This is a genomic window from Nocardiopsis sp. NRRL B-16309, from assembly GCF_001279585.1.
Classification (GTDB): Bacteria; Actinomycetota; Actinomycetes; order Streptosporangiales; family Streptosporangiaceae; genus Nocardiopsis.
Genome location: NZ_LGEC01000087.1, coordinates 67,316 through 91,555, shown reverse-complemented (window position 1 = coordinate 91,555; position 24,240 = coordinate 67,316). Strand labels below are relative to the sequence as shown.

24 protein-coding genes and 1 tRNA gene are annotated in these 24,240 nt (G+C 73.2%); 12 read left to right on the top strand and 13 right to left on the bottom strand.

What is annotated here, in order from left to right:
• The first annotated feature begins 90 nt into the window (after positions 1–90).
• The 5 genes from ADL05_RS19875 to pheA all read left to right on the top strand — a co-directional run bounded on the left by ADL05_RS19875 (position 91) and on the right by pheA (position 4,358).
• Positions 91–690, top strand: coding sequence for an ATP-binding protein (locus ADL05_RS19875; protein WP_053618488.1), 600 nt, complete (start codon positions 91–93; stop codon positions 688–690).
• Between the two features lie 558 nt (positions 691–1,248).
• Entirely contained in the window at positions 1,249–1,605 is a 357-nt protein-coding gene (locus tag ADL05_RS19870) for an STAS domain-containing protein (RefSeq protein ID WP_197285866.1), read from the top strand.
• Positions 1,606–1,657: 52 nt separating this feature from the next.
• Complete coding sequence (locus ADL05_RS19865; protein ID WP_053618525.1) at positions 1,658–2,464, top strand: glycosyltransferase; 807 nt, start codon at positions 1,658–1,660, stop codon at positions 2,462–2,464.
• Between the two features lie 36 nt (positions 2,465–2,500).
• Positions 2,501–3,400 (top strand): DUF4446 family protein, encoded by a 900-nt coding sequence (locus tag ADL05_RS32490; RefSeq protein WP_369800974.1) that lies wholly within the window; start codon positions 2,501–2,503, stop codon positions 3,398–3,400.
• Positions 3,401–3,410: 10 nt separating this feature from the next.
• The gene (gene pheA, locus ADL05_RS19855) at positions 3,411–4,358 is read left to right on the top strand and encodes a prephenate dehydratase (protein WP_053618524.1); all 948 of its coding nucleotides are present in this window, start codon (positions 3,411–3,413) and stop codon (positions 4,356–4,358) included.
• A 9-nt stretch (positions 4,359–4,367) separates the two neighbouring features.
• On the opposite strand, the gene ADL05_RS19850 is transcribed toward pheA, so the two are convergent.
• Positions 4,368–4,547 (bottom strand): hypothetical protein, encoded by a 180-nt coding sequence (locus ADL05_RS19850; RefSeq protein WP_053618523.1) that lies wholly within the window; start codon positions 4,545–4,547, stop codon positions 4,368–4,370.
• Positions 4,548–4,690: 143 nt separating this feature from the next.
• On the opposite strand from ADL05_RS19850, the gene serS reads away from it, so the two are divergent.
• Positions 4,691–5,968 carry a serine--tRNA ligase gene (gene serS, locus ADL05_RS19845; RefSeq protein WP_053618522.1) on the top strand — a complete coding sequence of 426 codons (1,278 nt, stop codon included), beginning with the start codon at positions 4,691–4,693 and terminating at the stop codon, positions 5,966–5,968.
• A gap of 277 nt (positions 5,969–6,245) precedes the next feature.
• Here serS and ADL05_RS19840 read toward each other — a convergent pair whose 3' ends face one another.
• Positions 6,246–6,782: a bacterial proteasome activator family protein gene (locus ADL05_RS19840; protein WP_053618487.1), complete on the bottom strand. Its 537-nt coding sequence runs from the start codon at positions 6,780–6,782 to the stop codon at positions 6,246–6,248.
• A 33-nt stretch (positions 6,783–6,815) separates the two neighbouring features.
• Positions 6,816–7,790, bottom strand: coding sequence for an NAD(P)H-quinone oxidoreductase (locus ADL05_RS19835; protein ID WP_053618486.1), 975 nt, complete (start codon positions 7,788–7,790; stop codon positions 6,816–6,818).
• 178 nt (positions 7,791–7,968) lie between these two features.
• On the opposite strand from ADL05_RS19835, the gene ADL05_RS29865 reads away from it, so the two are divergent.
• From ADL05_RS29865 to ADL05_RS19820, 3 genes are all read left to right on the top strand, one after another.
• Positions 7,969–9,852 carry a MinD/ParA family protein gene (locus ADL05_RS29865; RefSeq protein ID WP_197285865.1) on the top strand — a complete coding sequence of 628 codons (1,884 nt, stop codon included), beginning with the start codon at positions 7,969–7,971 and terminating at the stop codon, positions 9,850–9,852.
• Between the two features lie 84 nt (positions 9,853–9,936).
• Complete coding sequence (locus tag ADL05_RS19825; protein ID WP_053618485.1) at positions 9,937–10,851, top strand: universal stress protein; 915 nt, start codon at positions 9,937–9,939, stop codon at positions 10,849–10,851.
• 91 nt (positions 10,852–10,942) lie between these two features.
• The gene (locus ADL05_RS19820) at positions 10,943–11,875 is read left to right on the top strand and encodes a universal stress protein (RefSeq protein ID WP_197285864.1); all 933 of its coding nucleotides are present in this window, start codon (positions 10,943–10,945) and stop codon (positions 11,873–11,875) included.
• A gap of 63 nt (positions 11,876–11,938) precedes the next feature.
• Here the strand turns inward: ADL05_RS19820 and ADL05_RS19815 are convergent, their stop codons facing one another.
• The 4 genes from ADL05_RS19815 to ADL05_RS19800 all read right to left on the bottom strand — a co-directional run bounded on the left by ADL05_RS19815 (position 11,939) and on the right by ADL05_RS19800 (position 14,781).
• Positions 11,939–12,334, bottom strand: a complete 396-nt coding sequence (locus ADL05_RS19815; protein ID WP_053618483.1) for a nuclear transport factor 2 family protein — start codon at positions 12,332–12,334, stop codon at positions 11,939–11,941.
• 150 nt (positions 12,335–12,484) lie between these two features.
• Positions 12,485–12,573: transfer RNA gene (locus ADL05_RS19810), tRNA-Ser, on the bottom strand.
• 69 nt (positions 12,574–12,642) lie between these two features.
• The gene (gene alc / locus ADL05_RS19805; RefSeq protein ID WP_053618482.1) at positions 12,643–13,767 is read right to left on the bottom strand and encodes an allantoicase; all 1,125 of its coding nucleotides are present in this window, start codon (positions 13,765–13,767) and stop codon (positions 12,643–12,645) included.
• 87 nt (positions 13,768–13,854) lie between these two features.
• Positions 13,855–14,781, bottom strand: coding sequence for a LysR family transcriptional regulator (locus ADL05_RS19800; RefSeq protein ID WP_053618520.1), 927 nt, complete (start codon positions 14,779–14,781; stop codon positions 13,855–13,857).
• A gap of 111 nt (positions 14,782–14,892) precedes the next feature.
• On the opposite strand from ADL05_RS19800, the gene ADL05_RS19795 reads away from it, so the two are divergent.
• Together ADL05_RS19795 and dnaN are read left to right on the top strand one after the other, a co-directional pair.
• Positions 14,893–15,351: a DUF4442 domain-containing protein gene (locus ADL05_RS19795; protein WP_053618519.1), complete on the top strand. Its 459-nt coding sequence runs from the start codon at positions 14,893–14,895 to the stop codon at positions 15,349–15,351.
• A gap of 271 nt (positions 15,352–15,622) precedes the next feature.
• The gene (gene dnaN / locus ADL05_RS19790; protein ID WP_053618481.1) at positions 15,623–16,777 is read left to right on the top strand and encodes a DNA polymerase III subunit beta; all 1,155 of its coding nucleotides are present in this window, start codon (positions 15,623–15,625) and stop codon (positions 16,775–16,777) included.
• Positions 16,778–17,025: 248 nt separating this feature from the next.
• On the opposite strand, the gene ADL05_RS19785 is transcribed toward dnaN, so the two are convergent.
• From ADL05_RS19785 to ADL05_RS19775, 3 genes are all read right to left on the bottom strand, one after another.
• Positions 17,026–17,826, bottom strand: a complete 801-nt coding sequence (locus ADL05_RS19785; RefSeq protein WP_053618480.1) for a DUF2786 domain-containing protein — start codon at positions 17,824–17,826, stop codon at positions 17,026–17,028.
• Positions 17,827–17,983: 157 nt separating this feature from the next.
• A complete protein-coding gene (locus ADL05_RS19780; protein ID WP_053618479.1) occupies positions 17,984–18,421 on the bottom strand; it encodes a hypothetical protein in 438 nt (145 codons plus the stop codon).
• 230 nt (positions 18,422–18,651) lie between these two features.
• Positions 18,652–19,158 carry an NUDIX hydrolase gene (locus tag ADL05_RS19775; protein ID WP_053618518.1) on the bottom strand — a complete coding sequence of 169 codons (507 nt, stop codon included), beginning with the start codon at positions 19,156–19,158 and terminating at the stop codon, positions 18,652–18,654.
• A 113-nt stretch (positions 19,159–19,271) separates the two neighbouring features.
• Here ADL05_RS19775 and ADL05_RS19770 point away from each other — a divergent pair, with 113 nt between their 5' ends.
• Positions 19,272–20,576, top strand: coding sequence for a hypothetical protein (locus ADL05_RS19770; protein ID WP_053618478.1), 1,305 nt, complete (start codon positions 19,272–19,274; stop codon positions 20,574–20,576).
• Positions 20,577–20,752: 176 nt separating this feature from the next.
• On the opposite strand, the gene ADL05_RS19765 is transcribed toward ADL05_RS19770, so the two are convergent.
• The 3 genes from ADL05_RS19765 to ADL05_RS19755 form a co-directional block, all read right to left on the bottom strand.
• Entirely contained in the window at positions 20,753–21,325 is a 573-nt protein-coding gene (locus ADL05_RS19765) for a hypothetical protein (RefSeq protein ID WP_156365931.1), read from the bottom strand.
• Positions 21,326–22,628: 1,303 nt separating this feature from the next.
• On the bottom strand, positions 22,629–23,237 hold the full coding sequence (locus tag ADL05_RS19760; protein WP_053618476.1) for a hypothetical protein: 609 nt from the start codon (positions 23,235–23,237) through the stop codon (positions 22,629–22,631).
• Between the two features lie 2 nt (positions 23,238–23,239).
• Positions 23,240–23,938: a hypothetical protein gene (locus tag ADL05_RS19755; RefSeq protein ID WP_053618475.1), complete on the bottom strand. Its 699-nt coding sequence runs from the start codon at positions 23,936–23,938 to the stop codon at positions 23,240–23,242.
• Positions 23,939–24,240: the final 302 nt, after the last annotated feature.

Here is a 24,240-nt window from a genome sequence, read left to right as displayed (position 1 = left end):
GGGCATTTCCACCCCTGGTGGAATTCGCTGGCACACTTTGGGCGGGTTCCGGACCGACCGAGAAGCCCCGAACGCGCAGGGAAGAAAGCCGTGTCTGGAGACCACACCCCACGTGACGCCCGCGGCGGCCGGCACAAGGTCGAGCGGAACGTCACCCTTCCCTACACCTCCGCCAGCGTCACCGGCGCCCGTCAGCGCCTGTGCAGCGACCTGCGGGCCGTGGAGATCGGCGAGAGCCGGGTCGACGACGCCGCCCTCATCCTCAGCGAGCTCGTCAGCAACGCTCTGCGCCATGCGAGCCCGCTGTGCACCCCGGGGGACCCCGACGGCTGTGTCGGGGTCTCCTGGCGTGTGGAGATCGATCGCGACGCCACGGGCGGCGGCTGGGTCGAGCTCGCGGTCCGCGACGGCGGCTCCAGCACGATGCCGCGGGTGGCGCGCCCCTCGGTCTCCGGCCTGGGCGGTCGCGGCCTGGGCATCGTGCAGACGCTCTCCGGGCGCTGGGGCACCGAGATGGACGCGACCACCACCACCGTGTGGGCTGTGCTGGACCTGTCACCCGAGGACGTGGCCGCGGCGCGCGACATCAGGACCGAGGTGACGGTGGACGGCGGCCACGAGGGAGCCGACGTCGTGGAGCTGCGGCTGCGCGTTCGCCAGAGCGCCGCGGCGTGGGGCGCGCTGCTCTAGCCGGGGCCTCCGCTCGTGCCCACGCCGTCGCCCGCCACCACCCTCAACGGACGCCTGCGGCGCAGCCCTTCCTGCTTTGGCCCGTGCTCGGGCGCCTTTGAGACGGGGCCTTCGCGCCTTGCGGTGCACGCCCTCCAGCCACTCCAGGACCCGTCGGCGCCCTCGCTGCGCCTCCTGGCGCCCTCGCAAGCTCGGACGCGGGGCGCCGGGTAGCCAGTGTTCTTCGTCGTCGACCTGCCTTGCTCGCAAGCTCGCGGCGGCCCCGTCTCCTCCTGCAGAACACTGGCGCGCCCCTCGCGAACCCCCAGTGGTTCCCAATGCGCAACGGCCTACCTTTCGCCCCCTGGGGCGGAGGTAGGACGCATCCGTGCGGCTCCGACCCCCTGGGATCCGTAGGGCTGTGCCTGCACTTCAGTCTGGGCGGCGACAGCCCCCGCAACGGCCTGGGTGTCACGGCCTGGGGTCTGAGCTGGGGTGTGTGCGGAGGAAGGGGATCGTTGCCGCGAAACGCCGCCAACGAGGTGGCCTCGGAGTGATGGGGCCGCTACAGTCACGACTGTGGAGTTGAACATATCGAGCCGATCTCAGGACGATCTCGCGGTGGTCACCGTGGGTGGTGAGGTCGACCTGTACACGGCACCCCAGTTGCGCAATGAGCTCGTCGATGCCCTGGAAGACGGCGCACGACGGCTCGTCATCGACATGTCGCGGGTGGAGTTCTGCGACTCGACCGGCATCAGTGTGCTGTTGTCCGCGATGAAGCGTTCGCGTGACAAGGGCGGCGACCTCGAACTCGTGGCGCCCAAGCCGGCGGTCATGAAGGTCCTGGAGGTCACGGGTCTGGACGAGGTGTTCGTCATCCATGCCGACCTCGACGCGCTCCCGGTGGCCGCGGGAACCGGCAACGCGCCGTAGACCGGCCGCGGGTCAGGGGGAGGCCGACGTACCGGTGCAGACGGGCATCGCCGTGATCATCGCGGCCAAGGACGAAGCGGAGCGGATCGGTCCGACCGTCGAGGAGGCCAAGGGGCTTCCCGGCGTGGACCTGGTGGTCGTGGTGGACGACGGTTCCACCGACGCCACCGTCGCGCGTGCGCTCGACGCGGGCGCGCGCGTGCTCAAGCACCGGCGCAACCGGGGCAAGGGCGCGGCCATGCAGACCGGGGCCGAGGGCGTCCGCCGGATCGAGCGGTCCGAGGCCGGCGGCGGCCGAGCCGTGCGCGAACCGCGCCACCTGCTCTTCCTCGACGCCGACCTCGGCGCGACGGCGGCCGAGGCCGCCCCGCTGATCGAACCCGTCCGCCGGGGGGACGCCGACATGGCGATCGCGCTCTTCCCCGCCACGCGACTGCGCCTGGGCGGGCACGGGTTCGTGGTGCGCCTGGCCCGGGGCGGGGTGCTGCGCGCCACGGGCTGGGAGCCGGAACAGCCGCTCAACGGGCAGCGCTGCATCACCCGCGCCGCCTTCGACGCCGCCACGCCGCTCGCCCGGGGCTTCGGCGTCGAGACGGGCCTGACCATCGACGTGCTCCGCGCCGGATTCCGGGTGGTCGAGGTGGAGGTGCCGCTGGAGCACCGTGCCACCGGCACCGACCTGCGGGCGCAGTTCCACCGCGCCCACCAGTTCACGGACGTGGCCCGGGCGCTCGCGACGCGCGAGCTGCGGCCGACCCTGCGGCGCCAGTGGGACCGCGCCCGGGGGCGCGCGGTCGCCGCCCCGGGTGAGCTGTCCCGAAAAATCATGCCAATGATCCATGGGAATCGCCGGGAGTAGCCCCATGGGTGCGGTGTGTAGCGCTACGCTCGCGCTGTGTTCACTACGATCCTGGCTTCGATAGGCATGCTCGCGGGCCTGGGCGGGCTCATCTGCGGCGGATACGCGCTGACCAGGGCCCGAGCGGTCACCAGCGACTCCCAGGTGCTCGCCGACCGGGCGGCCGCGGCCGCCGCGGCGGGCACCGACCCGCGCGCGGTCCGGGACGTGGCCGTGCTGCACTACGACGCGCTCGAAGAGATGTCGGGCGCCCGGTCGTTCTCGTTGGCGATGCTCAACAGCGACGGCGACGGGGTGGTCGTCACGTCCATCAACGGGCGGACCGAGTCGCGCACCTACGCCAAGGCGATCACCCGCGGCGACGCGGAGACCCTGCTCAGCCCCGAGGAGTACCGGGTCATCCGCTCCGCGCGCCTGGGCGACGGCGTCGGATCGGGGCTCCCGGTCACGGTGCCGCGGCCCGCGCCGAGCGGCGATGCCGCGCCGGACGGGGACGCGCAGGACGGGGACGCGCCGGACGACCAGCGGGTCACCGTCCTGCCCGGCGACGAGGACCCGAAGGACGCCGAGGACGCCGGTGCCGGGGACGGCACGGCGGAGAAGGGCGCGGCGGGGCCCGCACGGGCGGGCGGGGACACCGGGTCTGAGGCTGTTGACGGTCAGGACGGCGAGACTGCCGAGGGGCAGGACGGCGAGACCGCCGAGGGGCAGGACGGCGGGGACGGCGAGACTGCCGAGGGGCAGGACGGCGAGGACGCCGACGCGCCCGCGGAGGCGGTCGCCGGTCTCCGTTCCGGGGCCCCGGACGGCGCCGCCCCCGGCACCACCGCCGGAGGACGCCCGCGCGGTGAGCGGTCGGGCGCCCGGCGCGACGGACGCGACAGCGCCTCCGCCCCTCCCCGGCGCGACCGCGCCCGCGACGGCCGACCCGTATAACCTGAACAGCATGCCCAACCGTTACGCCTACCTCGGCCCCGAGGGCACCTTCACCGAAGCCGCCATGCGCGACCTGCGCCCGGACGCGCCCGACGAGGCGCGCATCCCGTGCGACGGGGTCGCCTCCGTCTTCGACGCGGTCCGCTCGGGGGCGGTGGACGGCGGTGTCGTGCCGCTGGAGAACTCGGTCGAGGGCGGGGTCACCGCCACGATCGCCGAACTCATCAACGGCGAGCCGCTGCTCATCACCGGGCAGACCGCCGTGCCGGTGGAGTTCGCGCTCTTCGCGCGCCCGGGAACGGCCCTGGAGGACGTCAAACGGGTGGCGACCCACCCGCACGCGCTCGCCCAGTGCCGCGGCTGGCTCGCCCAGCACCTGCCGGACGCCGACACCCACACCGTGTCCTCCACGGCCGCCGCCGCGCGCACCGTGGCCGAGCCGGGCGCCCCCTTCGACGCCGCGATCTGCGCGGTGTTCGCCGGGGAGCGCTACGGTCTGCACGCCCTGGCCCGGGGGATCGGCGACCGGTCGGACGCCGCCACCCGGTTCATCCACCTCTCGCGGCCCGGCCCGCTGCCCGAACCCACGGGCACCGACCTGACGTCACTGGTCGCCTTCATCGCCGACGACCACCCCGGCGCCCTGATCGAGGTCCTCAACCAGTTCGCGGTGCGCGGGGTCAACCTCACCCGGCTGGAGTCCCGCCCGACCGGCGACCGGCTGGGCAACTACTGCTTCTGCATCGACGCGGAGGGCCACGTCGCCGAGGCGCGCGTCGGCGAGGCGCTCATGGGCATCCGCCGGGTCTGCCGCGACGTGCGCTTCCTCGGCAGCTATCCGCGCAGCGGTCGAACCGACGACCTCGATCCGCCGCTGCGGCCGCGCTCCACCACCGACGCCGACTTCGCCGAGGCCGAGCGCTGGCTCGCGCGGATCCGCGCCGGCCAGGTGGACTGAGCGGCCGGATCAGCACACCTCGTACTGTTCCTCGTCGTCGCTGGCGTCGAAGACCCACTCCTCCTTCGCCGCCCGCCGCAGCTCCAGGTACAGCGCCAGCCGCAGCGCGGTGTCCTCCGGGCGCACGCTGTCCAGGGCCTCCAGGGCCTCGTTGAGCTCCTGGGTGGTCATCTCGCGCAGTGCCTTCACACCGTCCTCCTCCACGGTCGCCGTTCGGCCGGGCGGTCCCGCCGCCGGCCCCCTCATGGGGAGGACGGCGGAGATGCCCGGCCATGACGCGACTGGCGGAAAAGATGTCGGGCGCGGCGGGCCCTGACGGTAACCTGCTTGACGTGATCGACCTTCGCGCTCTCCGAGATGACCCCGAACGACTCCGTGCCTCGCAGCGGGCCCGAGGCGAGGACCCCTCCGTCGCCGACCGCCTGCTCGAACTGGACTCCGGCCGCCGCGCCGCGCTGACCCGGTTCGAGACCCTGCGCGCCGAGCAGAAGAGCGTGGGCAAGTCGGTCTCCAGGGCGTCGGCCGAGGAGCGCGAGGAACTGCTCACCCGGGCCAAGTCGCTGTCCGCCGAGGTCAAGGAGGCCGAGGCGGAGGCGGGCAGGCTCGGCGACGAGCTGAACGCCGCGCTGGCGCGCGTGCCCAACCTCGTGCAGGAGGGCGCCCCCGAGGGCGGCGTCGACGACTTCCGCGTCATGGAGACCGTGGGAGCGCCGCGCGAGTTCGACTTCACCCCGCGCGACCACCTGGAGCTGGGCGAGATGCTCGGCGCCATCGACATGGAGCGCGGGGCCAAGGTCTCCGGTGCCCGCTTCTACTTCCTCACCGGTGTGGGCGCGCAGCTGGAGCTGGCGCTGCTCAACATGGCGATGAACCAGGCCGTCGAGGCCGGTTTCACCCCGATGATCCCGCCGGTGCTGGTCAAGCCCGAGACCATGGAGGGCACGGGCTTCCTCGGCGAGCACTCCGACGAGATCTACCACCTGCCCGCCGACGACCTGTACCTCGTCGGCACCTCCGAGGTCCCGCTGGCCGGGTACCACGCCGCCGAGATCCTGCCCGCCGACGCGCTGCCCAACCGGTACATCGGCTGGTCGCCCTGCTTCCGCCGTGAGGCCGGTTCCTACGGCAAGGACACCCGCGGCATCATCCGCGTCCACCAGTTCAACAAGGTGGAGATGTTCGTGTACGCGCACCCCGACACCGCCGACGAGGAGCACCTGCGGCTGCTCGCGTGGGAGCGGGAGATGCTGGACAAGCTGGAGCTGCCCTACCGGGTGGTGGACATCGCCGGGGGCGACCTGGGGACGAGCGCGGCCCGCAAGTACGACTGCGAGGCGTGGGTGCCCACCCAGGAGACCTACCGGGAGCTGACCTCCACGTCCAACTGCACGGACTTCCAGGCCCGGCGCCTCAACGTGCGCTTCCGCGGCGAGGACGGCAAGCCCCGCTTCGCCGCCACGCTCAACGGCACGCTGGCCACCACGCGCTGGATCGTGGCGATCCTGGAGAACCACCAGCGCGAGGACGGCTCCGTGGTCGTGCCCGAGGCGCTGCGCCCCTACCTGGGCCGCGACGTCATCGAGCCGGTCGGCTCCACCGGGAGGGCCTGACCCCACCCCCGGAGCCATCGTCGGGCACGCGCCCCCGCGGGGCCCGTGGGAGCGCGCGCCCGAGCGGTGAAGGCGCGGCGCGAGCGCGGACCCGCGTGCCCCGTGGGGCGCTCAGCGCGCGCCCCACGGGGATGTGGCCGCGGGTACGGTCCTCCGGGGGCCTGGGGGAAGGCGGCCGTTCGGTCCGCCCCGGGGTCGGCTCGGGGCGCGCCGGTGTTCGGCTGGCCGAGGGTGTCGCCGCACGGAACGGGCGCGGGCCCCACGAAGGTACGGGTCCCTACAGGTACGGACCCGAACCGCCCTTCGGCTCCTCTCCGAGGCCGCCCTGGCCCTGCAGGCCGCCCACCCCGGGCGGCAGCGCCTTGCGCATGTTCTCCAGCTGGGCGCGAGCCGCCATCTGCTGGGCGAACAGGGTCGTCTGGATGCCGTGGAACAGACCTTCCAGCCATCCGACGAGCTGGGCCTGCGCGATCCGGAGTTCGGCGTCGCTGGGCGCCGAGCCCTCCGCGAACGGCAGTGTGAGCCGCTCCAGCTCCTCGATCAGCTCGGGGGCCAGCCCGTCCTCCAACTCCTTGATGGAGGACGTGTGGATCTCCTTGAGGCGGGTTCGGCTGGCCTCGTCGAGGGGCGCCGCCTTCACCTCGTCCAGGAGTTGGCGGATCATGCTGCCGATCCGCATCACCTTGGCGGGCTGTTCCACCATGTCGGCGAGGGTGCGGGGCTCCTCGGAGCCCTCGTCCGGCTCGCCGGTGTGCTCGTCGGACCCCATCACCAGCACGTGGGGTCGTTCGTTGTGCTCGTCTGCGCTGCTCATCAGTCCCCTTCAGCGGATGTCGTCGGCGCGCCGTCAGCGGGTGAGAAGGATCTTGCCGGTGTGCGCGCTCGATTCCATGACTCGGTGCGCCTCCGCCGCGTCCCTGAGGGGTACCTCGCGGTCCACGACGGGGCGGATCGTTCCTTGTTCTACCAACGGCCACACCTGTTCGAGTACTCCCGCGGTGATGGCGGCCTTCTCGGCGGCGGGCCGTGAGCGCAGTGTGGTGGCGTGGACCGACAGGCGCTTGGCGAGCATACGCCCCAGGTCGGCCTCCGCCCTGCGGCCTCCCATGAGGCCGATGATCACCAGTCGGCCGTTCGTGGCCAGCGACCGCAGGTTCGCGTCCAGGTAGGACCCGCCCATGATGTCCAGGACCAGGTTGGCGCCGCCCTCGGCGCGCATCCGCTCCGTGAAGTCCTCTGTGCGGTAGTTGACGGCGATGTCGGCGCCGAGCTCGCGACAGCGTTCCAGCTTGGCGTCACTGCCCGCGGTGACCGCGACCCGGGCTCCGAGGGCGCGGGCGAACTGGATGGCGAACGTGCCGATGCCGCTGCCGCCGCCGTGCACGAGGAAGGTCTCGCCCTTCCTCAGGCCGCCCACCATGACCAGGTTGGACCAGACGGTGCAGGCCACCTCGGGCAGCGCGGCCGCCTCGACGAGGCCGACTCCCTGGGGGACGGGCAGGAGTTGGCCGACGGGGACGGCGACCCGCTCGGCGTAGCCGCCGCCGGTCAGCAGCGCGCAGACGCGGTCGCCCACGCTCCAGCCGGAATCCTCGGTGCCGGGGCCGAGGGCGGCCACGGTGCCAGAGCACTCCAGACCGGGGTACTCGGAGGCGCCGGCCGGGGGCGGGTAGTGGCCCTGGCGCTGGGCGATGTCCGCGCGGTTGGCCGCGCTGGCGGCGATGTCCACCAGGACCTCGCCTTCGGCGGGGACCGGGTCGGGGACCTCGGTCCATGACAGGACCTCGGGCCCTCCGGGCTCTGGGATACGGATCGCGTACATGACGCAGACAGTACCCAGGGCGACGCCGGGCTACATCGTCGGATTGCTCTGTTCACGCCCCCTTCGATGATGCTTTGCTGTGCTTGTGCGGGTAGGAGTGCAGACGGGGTCCCCGGCGCTCCTCCCCGCGGCGCAGGCGCCCCCACACGGCTCAACCCCTCAACGCAGGAGAACGACGGTGGCAGACCAGGAACACAGCGGTCCGGGCGGCGGTCCCGACGAGGGGACCGACCCGACCGTCGAGGAGCGCTCCGAGGCACTCCGGGACCCGTCGGCGGACGGTCCCGAGGAGCTCGGCGAGGCGGCCACCGAGGTCACGCGGTTCCCGGCACCGGCCGCTCCGTCGCCCCGGGAGCAGTGGTTCGGCGGCTTCGACGGCGCGGCGCCGCCCCCGCCGCCCTACGCGCGGCTGCCCGAGACGTCCACGGCCGACGACACTCCGCCCGCCGGGTCGGCCGAGCCCTCTCCGGAGGCGTCGGCCCAGGACGCTTCGCCCCAGGAGACCCCTCCCCGGGGCGACCAGCCCCAGGGAGCCCGGCCCCCGGGGACCCGGCCCCAGGAAGACCGGCCCCCGGGAACCCAGCCCCCGGGGACCCCGGCGTCCGAACCGGGGACGGGTACGGCCCCGGTGTCGGCCGGACAGGACCAGGCGTCCGACCCGCCGGAGGAGGAGTTGGGCGGCGGCACGGTACGTCTCCTGCCCGGCCCGCGCAACCGGCGACCCATCCGCCCGACCCGCCCCGCCCGTCCCACACGTCCCGGTGGGGACGCCTCGGACCCGCTCGCGCCGAGGAAGCTGCGCGGCGACTCCGACGTGCCCGAACCCGAACAGCTGCCCCCGCTGGACACCGAGCGCGTCGACCTCCCGGGTTCGGCGCCGCGGAGCCCGGACGCGGGCGCCGTCCATCCACCGGGCGCCGCCGGCCGGGAGGGGGGCGAGGAGGACGGGACCCTCCCCCTCGCCCCCGGCACGGGTTCGTCCACGGTGCCCGCCCCGCCGCCGGAGAGCCCGGCCGCGTCGAGCCCGTGGGCGCCCTCGGCGGCCGGGACGCGCGGCGCCCCCGCGACTCCGGCCGCGCCCGCCGGCACGCCGACCGGTCCCCGGTGGGACCAGGGACTCCCCCCGGCCGAACCCGGGGAGACCTCGGACTCGCTCAACGCCGCCACCCTGGTCCGCAACCGGCGCCACGGCCCCAGCACGGGCTGGCGCAGGGCGGTGCACGCCGCCACGCTGGGCCTGGTCAACCCGGGCGAGTCGGCGCGGGTCCTGCACCGGCGCGAACTGGTCGCGCGGGCGTCCACACCGGTCGCGTCCGGGCACCACCGGGTGGCCGTGCTCAGCCTCAAGGGCGGTGTCGGCAAGACCACGACCACCGTCGCCCTCGGATCGACGCTCGCGTCGCTGCGCGGCGACCGTGTCCTGGCCGTGGACGCCAACCCCGACCGCGGCACGCTGTCGGACAAGGTGCGCCTGGAGACAGCCGCGACCATCCGCGACCTGCTCAACGAACGGCACCTGGTGTCGCGCTACGCCGACATCCGCGGCTTCACCTCCCAGGCCCCCAGCCGCCTGGAGATCCTGGCCTCGGACCGCGACCCCGCCGTGTCGGAGGCCTTCAGCGACGCCGACTACCGGGAGGTCGCCCGGATCGTCGAGCACTTCTACTCCATCTGCATCACCGACTGCGGCACCGGACTCCTGCACTCGGCGATGCGCGGAGTGCTGGGCCTGGCCGACCAGGTCGTCCTGGTGAGCTCGGCGTCCGTGGACGGGGCGCGCAGCGCCAGCGCCACGCTCGACTGGCTGGAGGCCCACGGCCACGGGCCGCTCGTGCGGGGCGCGGTCGTGGTGCTGTCGATGGTGCGTTCCAACAGCAAGAGCAGTGTCGACCTCGGGCGGCTGGAGGAGCACTTCGCGGGGCGCTGCCGCGCCGTGGTGCGGGTTCCGTGGGACGGGCACCTGGAGGAGGGCGCCGAGGTCGACCTCGAACAGCTGGCGCCCGCGACCAGGGAGTCCTACCTCCAGCTCGCCGCGTCCGTGGGCGAGGCCTTCGGCCGGTAGCCGCGCGGACCACGCGCGGAAGGGGCGCCTGCCCGGATTCCGGACCGTCCCTGTCGGACAATGGAGGCGAGGGAAGGGTTGAGGATGAACGCACAGGAACGCCCGCCCGCGGTGGTCGTCGGCGTGGACGGCTCACCCGCCGCCCGTGCCGCCCTGCTCTGGGCGGCCGACGAGGCGCACCGACGCCGGGAGCAGCTGAGGATCGTGCACGGTATGGGGCTGGCGTCGAAGCTGGGCGTCCACCCCCTGCCCGACCGGGCCTCCGTGGAGGAGGATCTCGTGGAGATCGGCCGTTCGCTGCTCTCCGAGAGCGTGGAGGCCGTGCGCCGGGCCAGACCGGACGTGGAGGTGGTCGACGTCCTGGCGGAGGACGACGCGCCGGCCGTGCTCCTCGACGACGCCCGGCACGGCGACGTGATCGTCGTTGGTTCGCGCGGGCTCGGCGGGATCAGGGCGATCATGCTGGGCTCGGTGAGCGCGCGGACGTCCTCGCACGCGCCGTGCCCGGTCGTGGTGGTCCCGGACGCCGACCGGCCGCGGCGGCCGCGGGGGCGGATCGTGGTCGGCGTGGACGGGTCGGACTCCTCGCACCGGGCACTGCGCTTCGGGCTGCGGGAGGCGCTGGTCAGCGAGTCCGAGGTGGTGGTCGTCAACAGCTGGGAGGTGCCGCTGCCCGCGGACGTGGACCCGGCGGCGGTCGACGCGCAGTCGGTCCACGAGGAGGTCTTCGACCGCCAGTCCGAGGAGGTCGTCGCCGGGGTGCTGGCCGAGGTGATCGACGACAGCACCGAGGGCGTGGAGATCAGCGCCGTGCGGATGCAGGCCGACCCGGTGGAGGCGCTGCTCAAGGCCGGAGAGGACGCCGACCTGATCGTGGTGGGATCACGCGGCCGGGGCGGGGTCCGGGGCCTGGTGATGGGGTCGGTGAGCCAGGGGGTGCTGCACCGCGCGCGTGTGCCGGTCGCCGTCCTGCCGCCGCACTCGGACGAGACCGATTGACCCGGCGCGTGGGGTCCTTGGGCCCTGTGCCGGTCCCACACCGCGGTGCTTTCCTGCGTAAGGATGGATCGTGGCTCTCAGGGGAGGAAGCATGGCAGACAGTGAACGCTCGGCTCACGTGGTCGTGGGGTACGACGGGTCCGACCACGCCGACGCGGCGGTCGAGTGGGGCGCGGTCGAGGCGGTGCGCAGGAACGTGCCGCTGAGACTGGTACACGCGCTGGGGATGCCGCTGATCGTGAGCGCGTACGGGGGTCCGACGCGCTTCGAGCCGACCGACGAGATGCGGGGGCACGCCACGAAGGCACTCGCCGCGGCGGCCGAGCGCGCCCGGTCGGTACGGCCGTCGGTGGCCGTGGAGACGGTGACCACGTTGGAGGACGCGCCGCTGGCGCTGCTGCGCCAGAGCCGCCCCGGCGACCTGATCGTGGTCGGCACGCGCGGCCTGGGCAGCGTCGCGTCGATGTTGGTCGGCTCCGTCAGCGTGCGCGTGGCCAGCCAGGCCCCCTGCCCCGTGGTGGTCGTGCCGACGGCCGCGGAGGACAGGCCCGCGACGACGTCGCTCGACAAGATCGTGGTCGGTGTCGACGGCGGCGGCAACTCGCGCCGCGCCCTGGTGCTGGCCATGGACCTGGCCGAGGAGTCCGGCGGCGAGGTCGTGGTGGTGCACAGCTGGGACGTCCCATTCGCCTACGACCCGGTCGCCCTGACCGCGTCGGGGTGGCAGCCGCAGGAGGAGCTGTTCGAGGCGCAGGCCGAGAAGCTGGTCGCGGAGCTGCTCGCCGACGTGGTCGACGAACGGCGCGAGGACTCCGAGGTGACCGTCAGCGTGGTCCGGACGCAGTCCCGTCCGGCCGAGGCGCTCCTGGAGGCGGCCACGGGCGCGGACGCCATCGTGGTGGGCTCGCGCGGGCGCGGCAGCGTACGCGGCCTGCTCCTGGGGTCGGTGAGCCAGACGGTGCTGCACCGCTCCACTGTCCCGGTGGTGGTCCTGCCCAGGCACGCCGACGAGGAAGAGGACTAGCCACAGGAACTCCACGGTCCCCGCGCCCCCGGGCGGGGACCGTGCCCGGTGGAGCGTGTGCGCTCAGCCGGGGTCGGCCGCGGTGATGTGGGTGAGCGCGCACCTCCAGAGGCCCTCGCGGCGCACGAACAGGTCGGTCACCCATTCGTCGGCGTCGAAGCGCTGCCCGCGGAAGAACGCCGTGTTCGTCATCCGCCCGGTCACGACGGCGGTGTCGCCCGCGTCGCCGTAGACGCGGACGCGGAGCGGCCCCGTGTCCCGCATCGCGGAGTGGGTCAGGTCCCCGGAGCGGACGTGGCCGAGGAACTCCGCGCGCGTGCCCACCCCCTGGCCCGAGACGATCACCCAGTCGTCGGTCAGGAAGGACCCGATCCGGTCGGGGTCGTTGGCGACGATGGCCGCCGACCAGTCCCGTTCCAGAGCCACGAGGCGGGCGTGCGTGTGCTCTTCGGCGCTCATGCCCGGACGGTACCCCGCGGGACCTCCCGGTACCCGGCGCCGCGAACGGCGAAGGCCGGTGGCTACCCGGGCCGTGTGCACCGGGCCCGGACCACCGGCCTTCGCCGTGTCCTACGGAAAGCTCCCACCTGGGGAAACTTCCGGGCTCTGCGGAGGGTGTGGGATTTGAACCCACGAAGCCCCGTCAAGGACTTGGTGCTTTTCAAGAGCACTGCACTCGGCCGCTATGCGAACCCTCCCGGGGAGAGCGGATCTCCGCGAGCCATGGTAGCCCACGACGCCGCGATCGCGGCGCCGTGGGCGGTCTGTCAGCCGGTCAGGGCGGCCCACCGGTCGGTGAGGGCGCGCCGGCCGGTCTCGGTCAGGGAGCCGAAGACGTGCAGGCGGGACATGCCGCCGTCCGGGAAGACGTCCGTGCGCACGTGGGTAACGGTCACGGGTGCGTCCAGGACGAAGCGGTGCACGCTGTCGGGTTGCAGGCGGGTGCGGCCCACGATCTCGAACCACGTGTCCGGGTCGGTCTCGGCGTCGCGCCCCAGGAGGGTGACCCAGCCCGCGGAGTTGCCCTTGAGGTAGGCGGTGTCGAGTTCGATCGCGCGGACGGAGGCCTGCGCGGTGAGCCGGAAGCGCACCCAGTCGTTGCCGTTGTCGCGGCGGCGGCGGTTCTCCCAGCCGTCGTCCATCTTCGCCGAGCGGCCCGGCGTGATGATGTTCTCCGGCGGGGAGTAGAAGCGGTCCGAGGCGTCCTCGACGACGCCGCCGTTCTCCAGGGCGGCCACGTCGAAGCCCTCCAGGGCGGAGAGCCAGGCGGGGTCCACGACCGACTCGCCGTACACGCGCAGGCGCGCCACACCGCCGTCCGGGAACTGCTTGAGGCGCAGGTGGGTCCAGCGGCGCTCCCGGGCGACCTCGAAGCCGTTGGCCGCGTGCCCGTACACGTAGGTGCGGGGCACGATCTCGGTCCACTCGGCGGCGAGCAGTTCCTCGGTGGAGGGGGTGCCCTCCACGTGGGCGGCCTCGACGCTGATCTCGCGCGGGTGGTTGCCGCGGAAGTGCGCGGTGTCCACGACCAGGCCGCGCACGACGCCGGGCAGGCCCAGGCGCACGAGCGCCCAGTCGTGGTCGTCGTCGGTGGGGTGCGGCTGCTCGGCGCTCGCGCCCCGGCGGCGCCGGGTCTCCCACCCGTCCATGACCTTGCCCTTGTGGCCGAACGCGTGCGGGTCGAACACCGCCGGCCCGGTCCTGAGGAGGTTCTCGCGCTCGGCGAAGAACTCGTCGTTGGCGGCGACGACTCCGCCTCCCAGTCGGCGATCGGCGAGGTCGACGAGGGAGGAGAAGTCGAGCTTCGTGTCCCTGTAGTCGGCGAAGGGGTCGCCGCCCTGGTACGGCTGTGCGTTGTAGGCGCTCGGATCGACGGGCTGGGTCGCGGTCATGCTTCTCCCGAGGGGTCGGTGGACGGACTACGTCCAGAGTGACAGTGAGAATTGATCACGTCCATCGAGAGTTTTCGATCATGATGTTCAGCTGAGCTGAACATTGGAGCGGGCGATCCCCTGGGCGGTCTCGGCGAGGTACCGGGTGACCTGGACGATCTGCGGGCGTCGGCTCGCGCCCGCGCGTACGGCGGTGACCACGTGCCGGCGGGGCTGGTCGGCGGCCAGGACGCGCAGGGCGACGCCCGGCGTGCGCTCCGGCGCGGCTAACCGGGGGAGCAGGGCGGTCCCCATGCCCGCCGCCACCATGTCGAGGATGGCCCGCCAGTCGGCCGCCACGTGCGCCTGTCTGGGGGCGAAACCGGCCTGGGCGCACGCGGACACGGTGATGTCGTGCCAGGGCCCGGCGTCGCCGTAGATCCAGGGTTCGTCGGCGAGGTCGGCCAGGCGCAGGCCGGGAGAGTTGGCCAGGCGGTGGTGCGCGGGCAGGGCGACGTCCAGGGGGTCGGTGAGCAGCTCCGTGCGGTCGTAGCGGCCGTCCTGGCCGGTGGGGGCCTCGGCGGCCAGGGACAGGCCGATGTCGACCTCGCCCGCGGCGAGGAGGTCGTAGACCTCGGCCGCCTCGGCCTGGTGGACGCGGACGGTCAGCCCCGGGTGGTCGCGGCGCAGGGCGGTGAGCGCGGGCACGACCAGCGAGGGGATGGCGGTCGCGAACGAACCCACGCGCACGTGTCCGGACTCGCCGCGCGCGAAGCCGTCGAGTTCGGCCTCGGCGCGTTCGAGCTGCGCCAGCACGAGGTCGGTGTGGCGGAGCAGGACGTGTCCGGCGTCGGTCAGGCGGACGCGCCGGCCGTGGGCCTCCAGGAGGGGGACGCCGACCTGCGTGGCGAGTGAGGAGAGCTGTTGGGACACCGCGGACGGTGTCATGTGCAGGGCTGCGGCGGTGGCCCTGACGGTGCCCAGCTCGTCGAGCGTGCGCAGGACGCGCAGTTTGCGTAGGTCCCAGTCGGTCATGATCCACAACTACCATTCAGCTCCGCTTAACGGCTGGGGCAGGGCGTGGTTCGGTCGGGGTGGTGTGGCACGGAGTGGTTACTCGGCAGTAACATCATCGGTATGGCAGAGATGAACGCCGAGACGGCGGAAACGGTCAAGTCCGGATTCCTGGCCTCCGTGCCCTTCGCGCGGACCCTGGGCGTGACCTTCACGGAACTCGACCACGGGCGCGCGGTGATGCGGCTCCCCGACAACGCCGACCACCACAACCACGTCGGCGGCCCGCACGCCGGCGCCATGTTCACCCTGGCCGAGTCCGCCTCCGGCGCCATCGTCATCGGCACCTTCGGCGACCAGCTGGACCGGGCCGTGCCGCTGGCGGTGAGCGCCGAGATCCAGTACCTCAAGCTCGCCATGGGCGACGTGACGGCGGAGGCCACGCTCGGGCGTTCGCGCGAGGAGGTCGTCGCCGACCTGGACGAGGGGCGGCGGCCCGAGTTCCCGGTCGAGATCGAGCTGCGCACGGACGACGGGACCGTCACCGGGCGCATGACGGTCCTCTGGACCCTCAAGCCGAGCCGGAAGTAGCCGGAGCGGGCGGGCCCCCGGCCCCCGGGCCTCTGGGCCGCCGGGGCCACGCGGTCGAGGTGGTCCGGGCGGCCCGCCCCGCGTCGGGCCCCGGCCGGCCGTGGACCGCCCCCGGACCGCCCCCGGACCGCCGCGTCGCGGTCGCGTTCGCGGGTCGCTCGCGTGCACCGCCGCCCCGGACGGCGATCGTGGATCGGGCGCGCTCCCCGGCGTCGAATGTCCGTGCTCCTGGGTACGTTCACCACGAGGTTCGACCTGAGGAGGCCACACCGTGAAGCTGCGAGTGGATCGCGACGCGTTCGCCGAGGCGGTGGCCTGGACGGCCCGCGCCCTGCCCACCCGCCCGGCGGTCCCGGTGCTCGCGGGCACCCGGATGGAGGTCGCGGCCGACGGCACGTCGCTGCACCTGTCCGGCTTCGACTACGAGGTCTCCACGCGCGCCTCGGTGGAGGTGGTCTCCGAGGAGGGCGGCGCGGCCCTGGTCCCCGGGCGGCTGCTCGCCGAGATCGTGCGCAACCTGCCGCCGGGGTCGGTGTTCATCGACTCCGACGGGACCACACTGCGGATCACCGGCGGCGCCGCGCGCTTCACCCTCATCACCATGCCGCTGGAGGACTACCCGGCGCTGCCGGGCATGCCCGGGCGGATCGGCTCGGTGCCCGCCGACCCCTTCGCCGCCGCGGTGCGCCAGGTGTGCCCGGCGGCCAGCCGCGACGACACCCTGCCCATGCTCACCGGCGCCTACCTCGACTTCCGCGGCGACGCCCTGAGCGTCGTGGCCACCGACCGCTACCGCATCGCCGTCCGCGAGCTCTGGTGGAGTCCGCGTGATCCGGAGGTGAGCCTGGCGGCGCTCGTCCCGGCCCGCACGCTGCAGGAGACCGTCAAGGGCATGATCGGCACGTCCAACGTGGACATCGCCCTGTCCACGGTCACCGTGGGCGAAGGCGTGGCCCTGTCCCCGGGCGAGGGCATGATCGGCTTCGAGAACGGCGAGCGGCGCACCACCACCCGGCTGATCGACAGCGACTTCGTGAAGTACGAGTCGTGGTTCCCCCGCGAGTTCGGCGCGCGCGCCGAGGTGGCGGTGGCGCGGCTGAGCGAGGCCGTGAAGCGGGTCGCGCTGGTCGCCGACCGCAACACGCCGCTCCGGCTGGCCTTCACCCCGGGCGAGGTCGTGCTGGAGGCGGGTTCGGGGGAGGACGCCCAGGCGGTCGAGGCGATCGAGGTCGACTACGAGGGCGACCCGCTGCGGATCGCCTTCCGGCCCGACTACCTGCTCGACGGGCTGGCGGGGGTGGAGACCGACACCGCCTACCTGAACTTCACCGAACCCACCAAGCCCGCGGTCTTCACCGACGTGCCCGCCAAGGAGGGCGACGCCCCCGCGTTCCGCTACCTCGTTCAGCCCCTGAGGGTGCCGTGACCGGGGCCCCGGCGTTCCCGGTCGGTCCCCCGGTCGGCGCGCCAAGTTATCCACAGGCTGGTCGGCGAGTCTGTGGATAACTCACGGCCATCACCCACAGGAACACCCGAAACACCCTCGGAATGCTCTCGGATTTCCGCATTGACGTGGGAAAACGCCACATGGGCCGATTCTGTGCACAGCCTGTGGACAACGTGGGAGACGCGGACGCGTGAGCACCCCCGAACACCCCGCGCACGGGTCGGGGGTCAGTCGCTCTCGGCCAGCGCGGAGGTTCCTCCACTGGTCAACGGGGTGTCCAGGCCCAGCTGCGCCTGACGGCCGCGCCGGTACCCGGCGCGTGCGCCGGCCGCGCTGTGCGTGCGCTCGGGACGGTGCTTGCGCAACTGGGGGAACTGCTTCTGGAACTCCTCGTTCACCCGGTGCACGTCGTCCCTCAGGATGAGTTCCGCGCCGCGAGAGGGCGCCCCTTCGGGCGAACCGGAAACCCCTTCTGGAGTGGCCGATTCCTGCAAGCGAGCCCGGAACTCGCGAATGCGCTCCGCGACGGCCTGCCCGTAGGCACGCACGAACGACCGGTAGTAGCGCTTACGCTCCGTCTCCAGTTCCGAGCGCGTGTAGTTGCGCAGTTCCCGGATATCGGTGACGTGCGAGGAACTCATGAACTTCGCGGACGCCTCCATCTGCATGGAGATCGACGGCATCAGCATCCGCAGCGCGTCCAGCGCGTCGACCGTCCCCACGAGGATGATGGTCCGGTCGGTGTTCTCCGAGCTGTTGCCCCGGACCGCCGACTGGCAGCCGTAGGCCGCCGCGATGTCGGCCAGGGCCCGGACCCGGGCCTTGCCGTGGCCGCCCACCCCCGGGACCGTGTAGTCCATGCGGCTGATCGCGTCGGGTTCCTCGCCCCGCTCTGCGCGGGCCTCGGCCTCGGCGATCGCGTGGCGGGTCATCAGCTCGGCGGCCTTGGCGGTGAACGCCTGGCTCTCGGCATCAGTCACCGAGGGATCCTCCGCCATGCGGAGGAGCCCTCGGACCCGCTCGACCATCTTCTGACGAGCAGCTTCAGTCATCGGCGCCGGTTGTCTCCCGTAGGTGAGTGTCGTCTGTCCCGCCTCCGGACAGGAAACACCGAGCCTAGGCCCTCTTGTTCCTCGCCACCATCTCGGTGGCGCTCCACGGCGCCGACGCGCGGTCGCACGCCGACTAGTTCTTGTTGCCGGCGACCATCGCCACGACGCCGATGAGCACCCACAGCACCAGTCCCACACCCAGTCCGGCGAAGAGGGCGCCGAACAGGCCGCTGAAGATCGCGAAGCTGCCGATCACGGATGCGATATAGGTCATGACGGCCGTGGCGCCGCCGCCGAGCAGCGCGGGAGCGGTCGCGTAGCGGAAGGGGTAGGCCGCCGCCCAGCGGCGCCCGCGGCGGTCGCCCTTCTTGCTCAGGACACCGCCGACCCCGCCGATGAGGGCGAAGAAGAAGATGCCGGTCGAGACGGCGGTCGGGATGCCGGCCAGACCGAAGTTCATGAGGAAGGAGAGCGCACCGGTGACGGTGCCGCCCAGCAGTGACGCCCCCCAGGGCCAGATCATCGTCGCCGAGGCGACGGGAGTGAATGCGTTGCCGCGCTCCAGCGTCATGTTCACAGCTCCAGTCGAATCGCGTGACGCCCGCTCTTCGCCGGGGCGTCACATCCAGGATGCGAGGTCGGGGTTCCGAGCGCATCAGGGCCTGTCCCTGACTTACCCCCGAGGCCGCACCCCGGCACCTGCGCTGGGATACGGTCACTGATTTCTCGGTCGGGTCCGCCACCCGGTTCGGTACCGCCCCGGAGGCGGCCCGGTGCCGAGCACCTCACAGGGACCAACGATCAGCCGGAGGCGGAAGTGCCCGGTTCGGCCAGACTCACGGCCGCCGTGAGGTCGGCGTGCAGGCGCGGCCAGGCGGTGCGGAACGCGGGCAGGAGGGGGAGGGCCATGGTGTCGGCCACGGGCACCCAGCGGATCTCCTCGCTCTCCGCGTTGGCCGCCCGGTAGGGGCGCAGGTCGGGCACGCTCGCGAGGAAGGTGTCGTAGCGCCACACGCCCAGGTCGTGCTCGTGCGTGCCGAGCACCGTGTAGCCCTCCAGATCCCCCGCGACCTCCTCGCTGAACTCGCGGACCGCGGCCTCCAGAGGGGTCTCGTCGCGGTTGCGCGCCCCGCCCGGAATGCCCCACATGCCCCCCATGTGGGTCCAGCCCGCCCGGTGTTGGAGCAGCACATGGCCGGTTCCGGCCATGTCCCTGGCGTACAGCAGGAGCCCGGCCGCGCCGTAGACTCCCCAGCGCCGGGACCCGTCCGGCAGCTTCACCCAGCCGTTTCCGTCGACCTCGCGCATCCAGCCCTCCCGCTTCGCGTCGCGTGTGTTCGGCGGCGGCCGTCCGCCGCCGGGGCCCATCCGTGGACCGCCGGGGACCCCTGGCGGCCGTGCCCGCTAACCTCTATGAACCTATGGCCAGACCGACGTCTTCCGCAGTCCTTCTCCCGGCGTACACGATCGACCTCGTGTGGCGCTACTGGGCGCCTCTGCTGTGCGTCTACACGGCCGGGATGCTGGTGCACGCGCTCCTCATGCGCGGCCTGGTGGCGTTCTCCGACGTCAACGCGACGCTGTCGCTGGCCGGGCTCGGTCTGACACTGCTCGTCACCCTGATCACGTTCGTCATCATGTTCCAGCTGGTGCGGCCGAGCCTGCGCACCATCGACAGCGAGCTGAGCGCCGAGCCGGTGCGGCGGCACAAGAAGACCGGGTTCGTCGAACGCGAGCGCCGCGTCGTCGACGGCGTCGCCCTGGCGATCCTGCCCTTCCTGCTCTTCTACGGGGCCTGGGGGCTGATCGCCGAGGAGTTCAACGTCTACAGCATCGGCCTCCTCAACACGGAGGGGCTGGCGGCCTTCGCCGAACCGACCGAGCTGAGCTGGTACGGGATGCCGCTGGCCGTGGCGCTGGTGGCGTGGGTCCTGCGTCGCGTGTGCGGGCGGTTCTACGAGTCGAGCCGCAACCCCGCGCTGGGCGTCCTCACCGCCCTGTTCGAGGGTGTGTGGACGTTCATGTTCCTGTTCTCCCTCGGGCACCTGATCACCGAGGCGCAGACCTGGTTGACCGGCCGGGTCGCGTGGGTGACGGTCCAGGAGTCGCTCGCCGCCTCCGTCGACGGACTGGGCGCGATGGTCGACCTCCCCGACCTGTCGGACACCGTGGCCGCCGCCCTCGCGTCCCTGTGGGACTCGCTCAAGGCGGGCATCGCCGGACCGCTGCTGTGGCTGACCATCGCCGCCGTGATCTACCGCGCCGAGGTCGACGAACACGACGCCTACCTGGAGGTACCCGCCGGGCGGGGCGACCTCGGCCGTGTCGTGGACAAGGCGATCCGGGCGGGCAAGCTGTTCGGTGAGGCCGTCGGCAAGGACCTGCACGGCAAGTACACGCCGTGCATCAACGCCCTGCGCTTCGTCCTCGGCGTCGGCCCGGTGTTCTACCTGTCGTTCTGCCTGGCGTTCGTGGTGCTGGACGTCGGTTTCAGCCAGCTCGGGAGGGCCGTGTACGTGGTGATGGGGCCGGGCTCGTTCACCGGTGAGTGGTGGCCGTGGCTCCAGCCCGTCGACTTCGTCCTGGAGGCCGTGCACATGGTGCTGCGCGTGTGCCTGCTGGGCGCGGCGTTCGAGATCGCCCTGCGCGAGGCGGAGCACCGCAGCTCGGGGCGCCGCGTGTGGCGGGTGGCCAACCACGCGCTCGGGCGGGAGCCGAACCGCTGAGACGGTGAGCGCGCCGGAGCCGGTGGGGATCCCGGAGCCGGTGAGCGCGCCGGAGCCGGTGAGGGCTCCGGGGCCAGTGAGGGCTTCGGGTCCGGTCGCGACGACAGAGCCGGTGGGCCCCGGGTCCGGTGGCGACGACAGAGCCGGTGGGCCCCGGGTCCGGTCCCGGGTCGGGCTCACTCCAGGATCTCGGCCTCGAAGAGTACGGCTTCGGGCCGCGGCCGCTGCTCGGCGGTGCTGGTGGCCACGGTGACCTCGAAGAGCAGGTCCTCCGCGACGTCCTCGGGAACGAGGAACGACAACGCGAACGCCTGGCCCGCCCCGGGCGCGACCGGTTCGTGCTCGGCGTTGGTGCACCCGCCGCCCGAGACGTTGCCGGGGTCGTCCAGCAGCTGGCGCAGGGAGTACTCGTTCGTCGGGGTCCACGAGCGTCCCTGGGCGTCCACGGCGCGGAAGGCGCAGTGCGCGGCCAGCAGCTCGCTCGCCTCCTCGTCCGCGGGAGTGACCTCGAAGGCCATGTCCACGAGCTGGACGCCGTCCGGCGGAGGCTCCTCGTCCCCGATGTTGCCCACGAAGGAGCCGACCGCCCGCCACTCGCTGCCCGCGAGCGTGGCCGTGTCGCCGTCCACCGCCCGGGCCTGCGGCCTGATGGTCCCGCGGTCGAGACCGGCCTGGTACTCGGTGCTGTAGGGCCAGATCACCATGAGGGGGAACAGGACGGCCAGACCCGCCAGATACGGCAGGCGCAAGCGCCGCCACAGCGGAAGCGCGTGCCGGAGCGCGCCGGGGCGACCGGGACGGGCCGCGCGGGGCGGACCGTGACCGCGGGCGGGGGCACCGGCGGCCGCGGCGGCACCGGCCGCCCGGGTGTCGTAGCCGGGACCCTGGGGCGGCCGGGCCCAGCCCGGCTGCGGACCGGTGGGCGGCACCTGGTGCCAGCGCCCGCCCTCGGGGGACGGGCCCGGCGCGGGGTACCCGCCGGTGCCCTGCCGCGTCGCGTCGGAGGGTGCCGGTGACCGCCGCCGGGAAGGCCGTCGTTCGCCGAGAGGCACGTTGGGCGCGGGGGGTCGTGTGTGTGCTGCCTGTGCGCCCGTGGCGTCCTGTGGCGGTCGCGCGTAGGGGCTCTGTGCGCCGGTGGTGTCCTGTGGCGGTCGTGGCGTGTTGGGCGCGGGCGGCCGTGCGTGCGGGTTCCGCGCGCCCGTGGCCTCTTGAGGCGGTCGCGCGTAGGGGCGCTGGGCACCGGTGGTGTCCTGCGGGCCACGACGGTCGGCGGGCGCGGGCGGCCGCGCGTACGGGTTCTGCGCCCCGGTGGCGTCCTGGGGCGGTCGTGGCGCGTTGGGCGCGGGCGGCCGTGTGTAGGGGCTCCGGGCACCGGGTGTGTCCTGGGATCGCCGGGGATCGCCGGAGGCGCTCGGCCGTACGTCCGGCCGCCGGCCTCCGGCGGTGTCCTGGGGCCCACGGGCGTCCTGTGGACGGGCGGCGCGCCGCGACCGGGGCCCCTGGTCGTGCGCCGGCCTCCGCGGTTCCTGGGAGCCGTCGGCCGGAGCGCCGCGGCGGCCACGCGGGTCCTGGGGAGCGGGCGACTGCTGGGGGTGCTGAGGATCCTGGGGCGTACCGCCGCCCGGACGGCCCTGGCCGCGCCGGGAGTCCCGCTGTCCCCGCGGCCCCTCGTCCCCGCCGGTTCCGGGCCTGCTGTGCCGCCCCTGTGCCTGGGGAGCCGGGGGCATGTGGGAGGCCTGAGGTGTTCTGGGAGGCAGTGGACTCAGCCCGGGCGTGGGTCCCGCTGGCCCCTGGGGTGCTGGGGGGCCCGGGGGCCGCTGCGGTTCCCCGGACGACGCTGGGCCCGGCCGGCCCCGGGGCGCCAGGGGGTCCCGCGGGCCCGCTCCGGCCGCGGGCGCCGGTCCGCCCTGGGGTCCCTGGGAACTCCGTGGTCCTGGCCCGGGCGCGGGGCTCGGGCGCCCCTCGGGCCCCTGCGGCTCCTGTGCGCCCTGGGGACGCCGACCGGTCCGCGGGTCCCGCTCGTCGGGCAGCCGTCCGTGCTGTCGGCGCGGGTCATTCGGATGCATCGGCGGTGTCCCCCATCTGGACCTCCGGCGGAAGGAGGGCGATCGGCGCGTCGGAGGGAGCCGGGTCGGTGAGGCCCAGGTCGATGTCCGCCTGGGCCCCCAGGCGGCGGTCGAGGCCGGAGGCGTTGGTGAGGAGCAGGGCAGGCCGGTCCAGCCGGTCCCGCGGGACCTCGAACACGAACGCGCCGTACACGGTGATGCCCGGGGAGAAGTCCGACCGGCCGAGCGAGTCTGTGAACCACCCGCGCTCGGAGTAGAGCGTGTCGTCGTCCATGCGCAGCTCGGCGTACATCGTGTCGATCGGGGTGTGCTCGGAGGTCACCCGCACCCACACGACCACCCACACGCCGTTGGCCTCGACCTCCTGCGTCGTGCCGTCGGTGCCGGCGACCTCCAGTGCGGTCGCGACCCCGGTCTCGGCCACCTCGGCCGTGAAGTCGTCGGTGGCGACCGCGGCGTCCGCGGTACCGGAGGTGGCGATCGGGTCGAGCTGGTCCTGGTCGGACACGAGGAACCGCTGCAGGGCGACGATCACGACGACCAGCACCACCGAGGCGACGATGGACCACAGACGGCGGACCACGGGGCTGGACACGGTCAGATCCTCTCCACCGACAGTTCGACGACCCCGACGACGACGGGCGTGTCCACCCACAGGTCCTGTCCGTCGCGGGTCTGGATCTTCTCCGCCTCGTGGAGTCGGATCTCGATGCCCTCGACGTCCTCGGCGGTCACACCCTCCTCGGTCGCCTCGTCCTTGGGGCCGAACAGCTCCGCGTCGCCGCCCTCGGCGGTCTCCTCCTCGGTGAAGAGGTCGTCCAGAGGGGAGTCGGCCGCCACCGACCAGATCAGGGCGGTCTCGTCGCGCATGTGCGGCTGGAAGTCGAAGGTCGTCGAGGCGGGGTAGCGCACGGCGCTGGCGCTGGGGAACCTGATCTCCTGGCCGCCGGGCAGCACGCGCGCGACCATCGTCGAACCGACGGTCTGGACGGTGACGGGCTCGTCCACCCCGTGGACCTCCACGTCGGCGCGGACGTGGATCTCGAAGCCGTACTCGTCCGTGACCAGCTGCGCCTCGTGCGGTGTGAGCGCGAACAGGGTGTTGCGCATCTCGTCGCCGGGGGACGAGGGCCGCGGTGTCGCGTCGGCCGACTCCAGTCCGCCGAACACGGCGACGCCGCCGATCGCGACGGCGAGAACCGCCGCGGCGGCGGACGCCACCGCGACGCGCGCGAGGCGGTTCTGGGGGATCAGGGACCGACCGGGGTTCTCGTCGGTGCCGGCATGGTGGACCACGAGAAGGAAGTGTACGGGCCGGAGCGGACAACCGCCCCGAATCATCCGTAAGCGGCCACAACAGGTCACCACGAGAACGCTTCCGCGCCCTTCTCCGCGGGGCTTCCCGCGCGCATTTCCGGTCGAAAGAAGTGCCTCACACCGAGTCGGATGAGCAAACCCGTGAGATGAGTGGGATTTCCTTCGCCTTTTGTCAACGGAAAGTGCTGTGAAACGCACGGAACGGATGCGCGGCGCCGAAAGCGGATCACGCCCTATGGCCACACCCGGTCACTCGGTGGCGCGGGGGCCCTCAGGGCGCA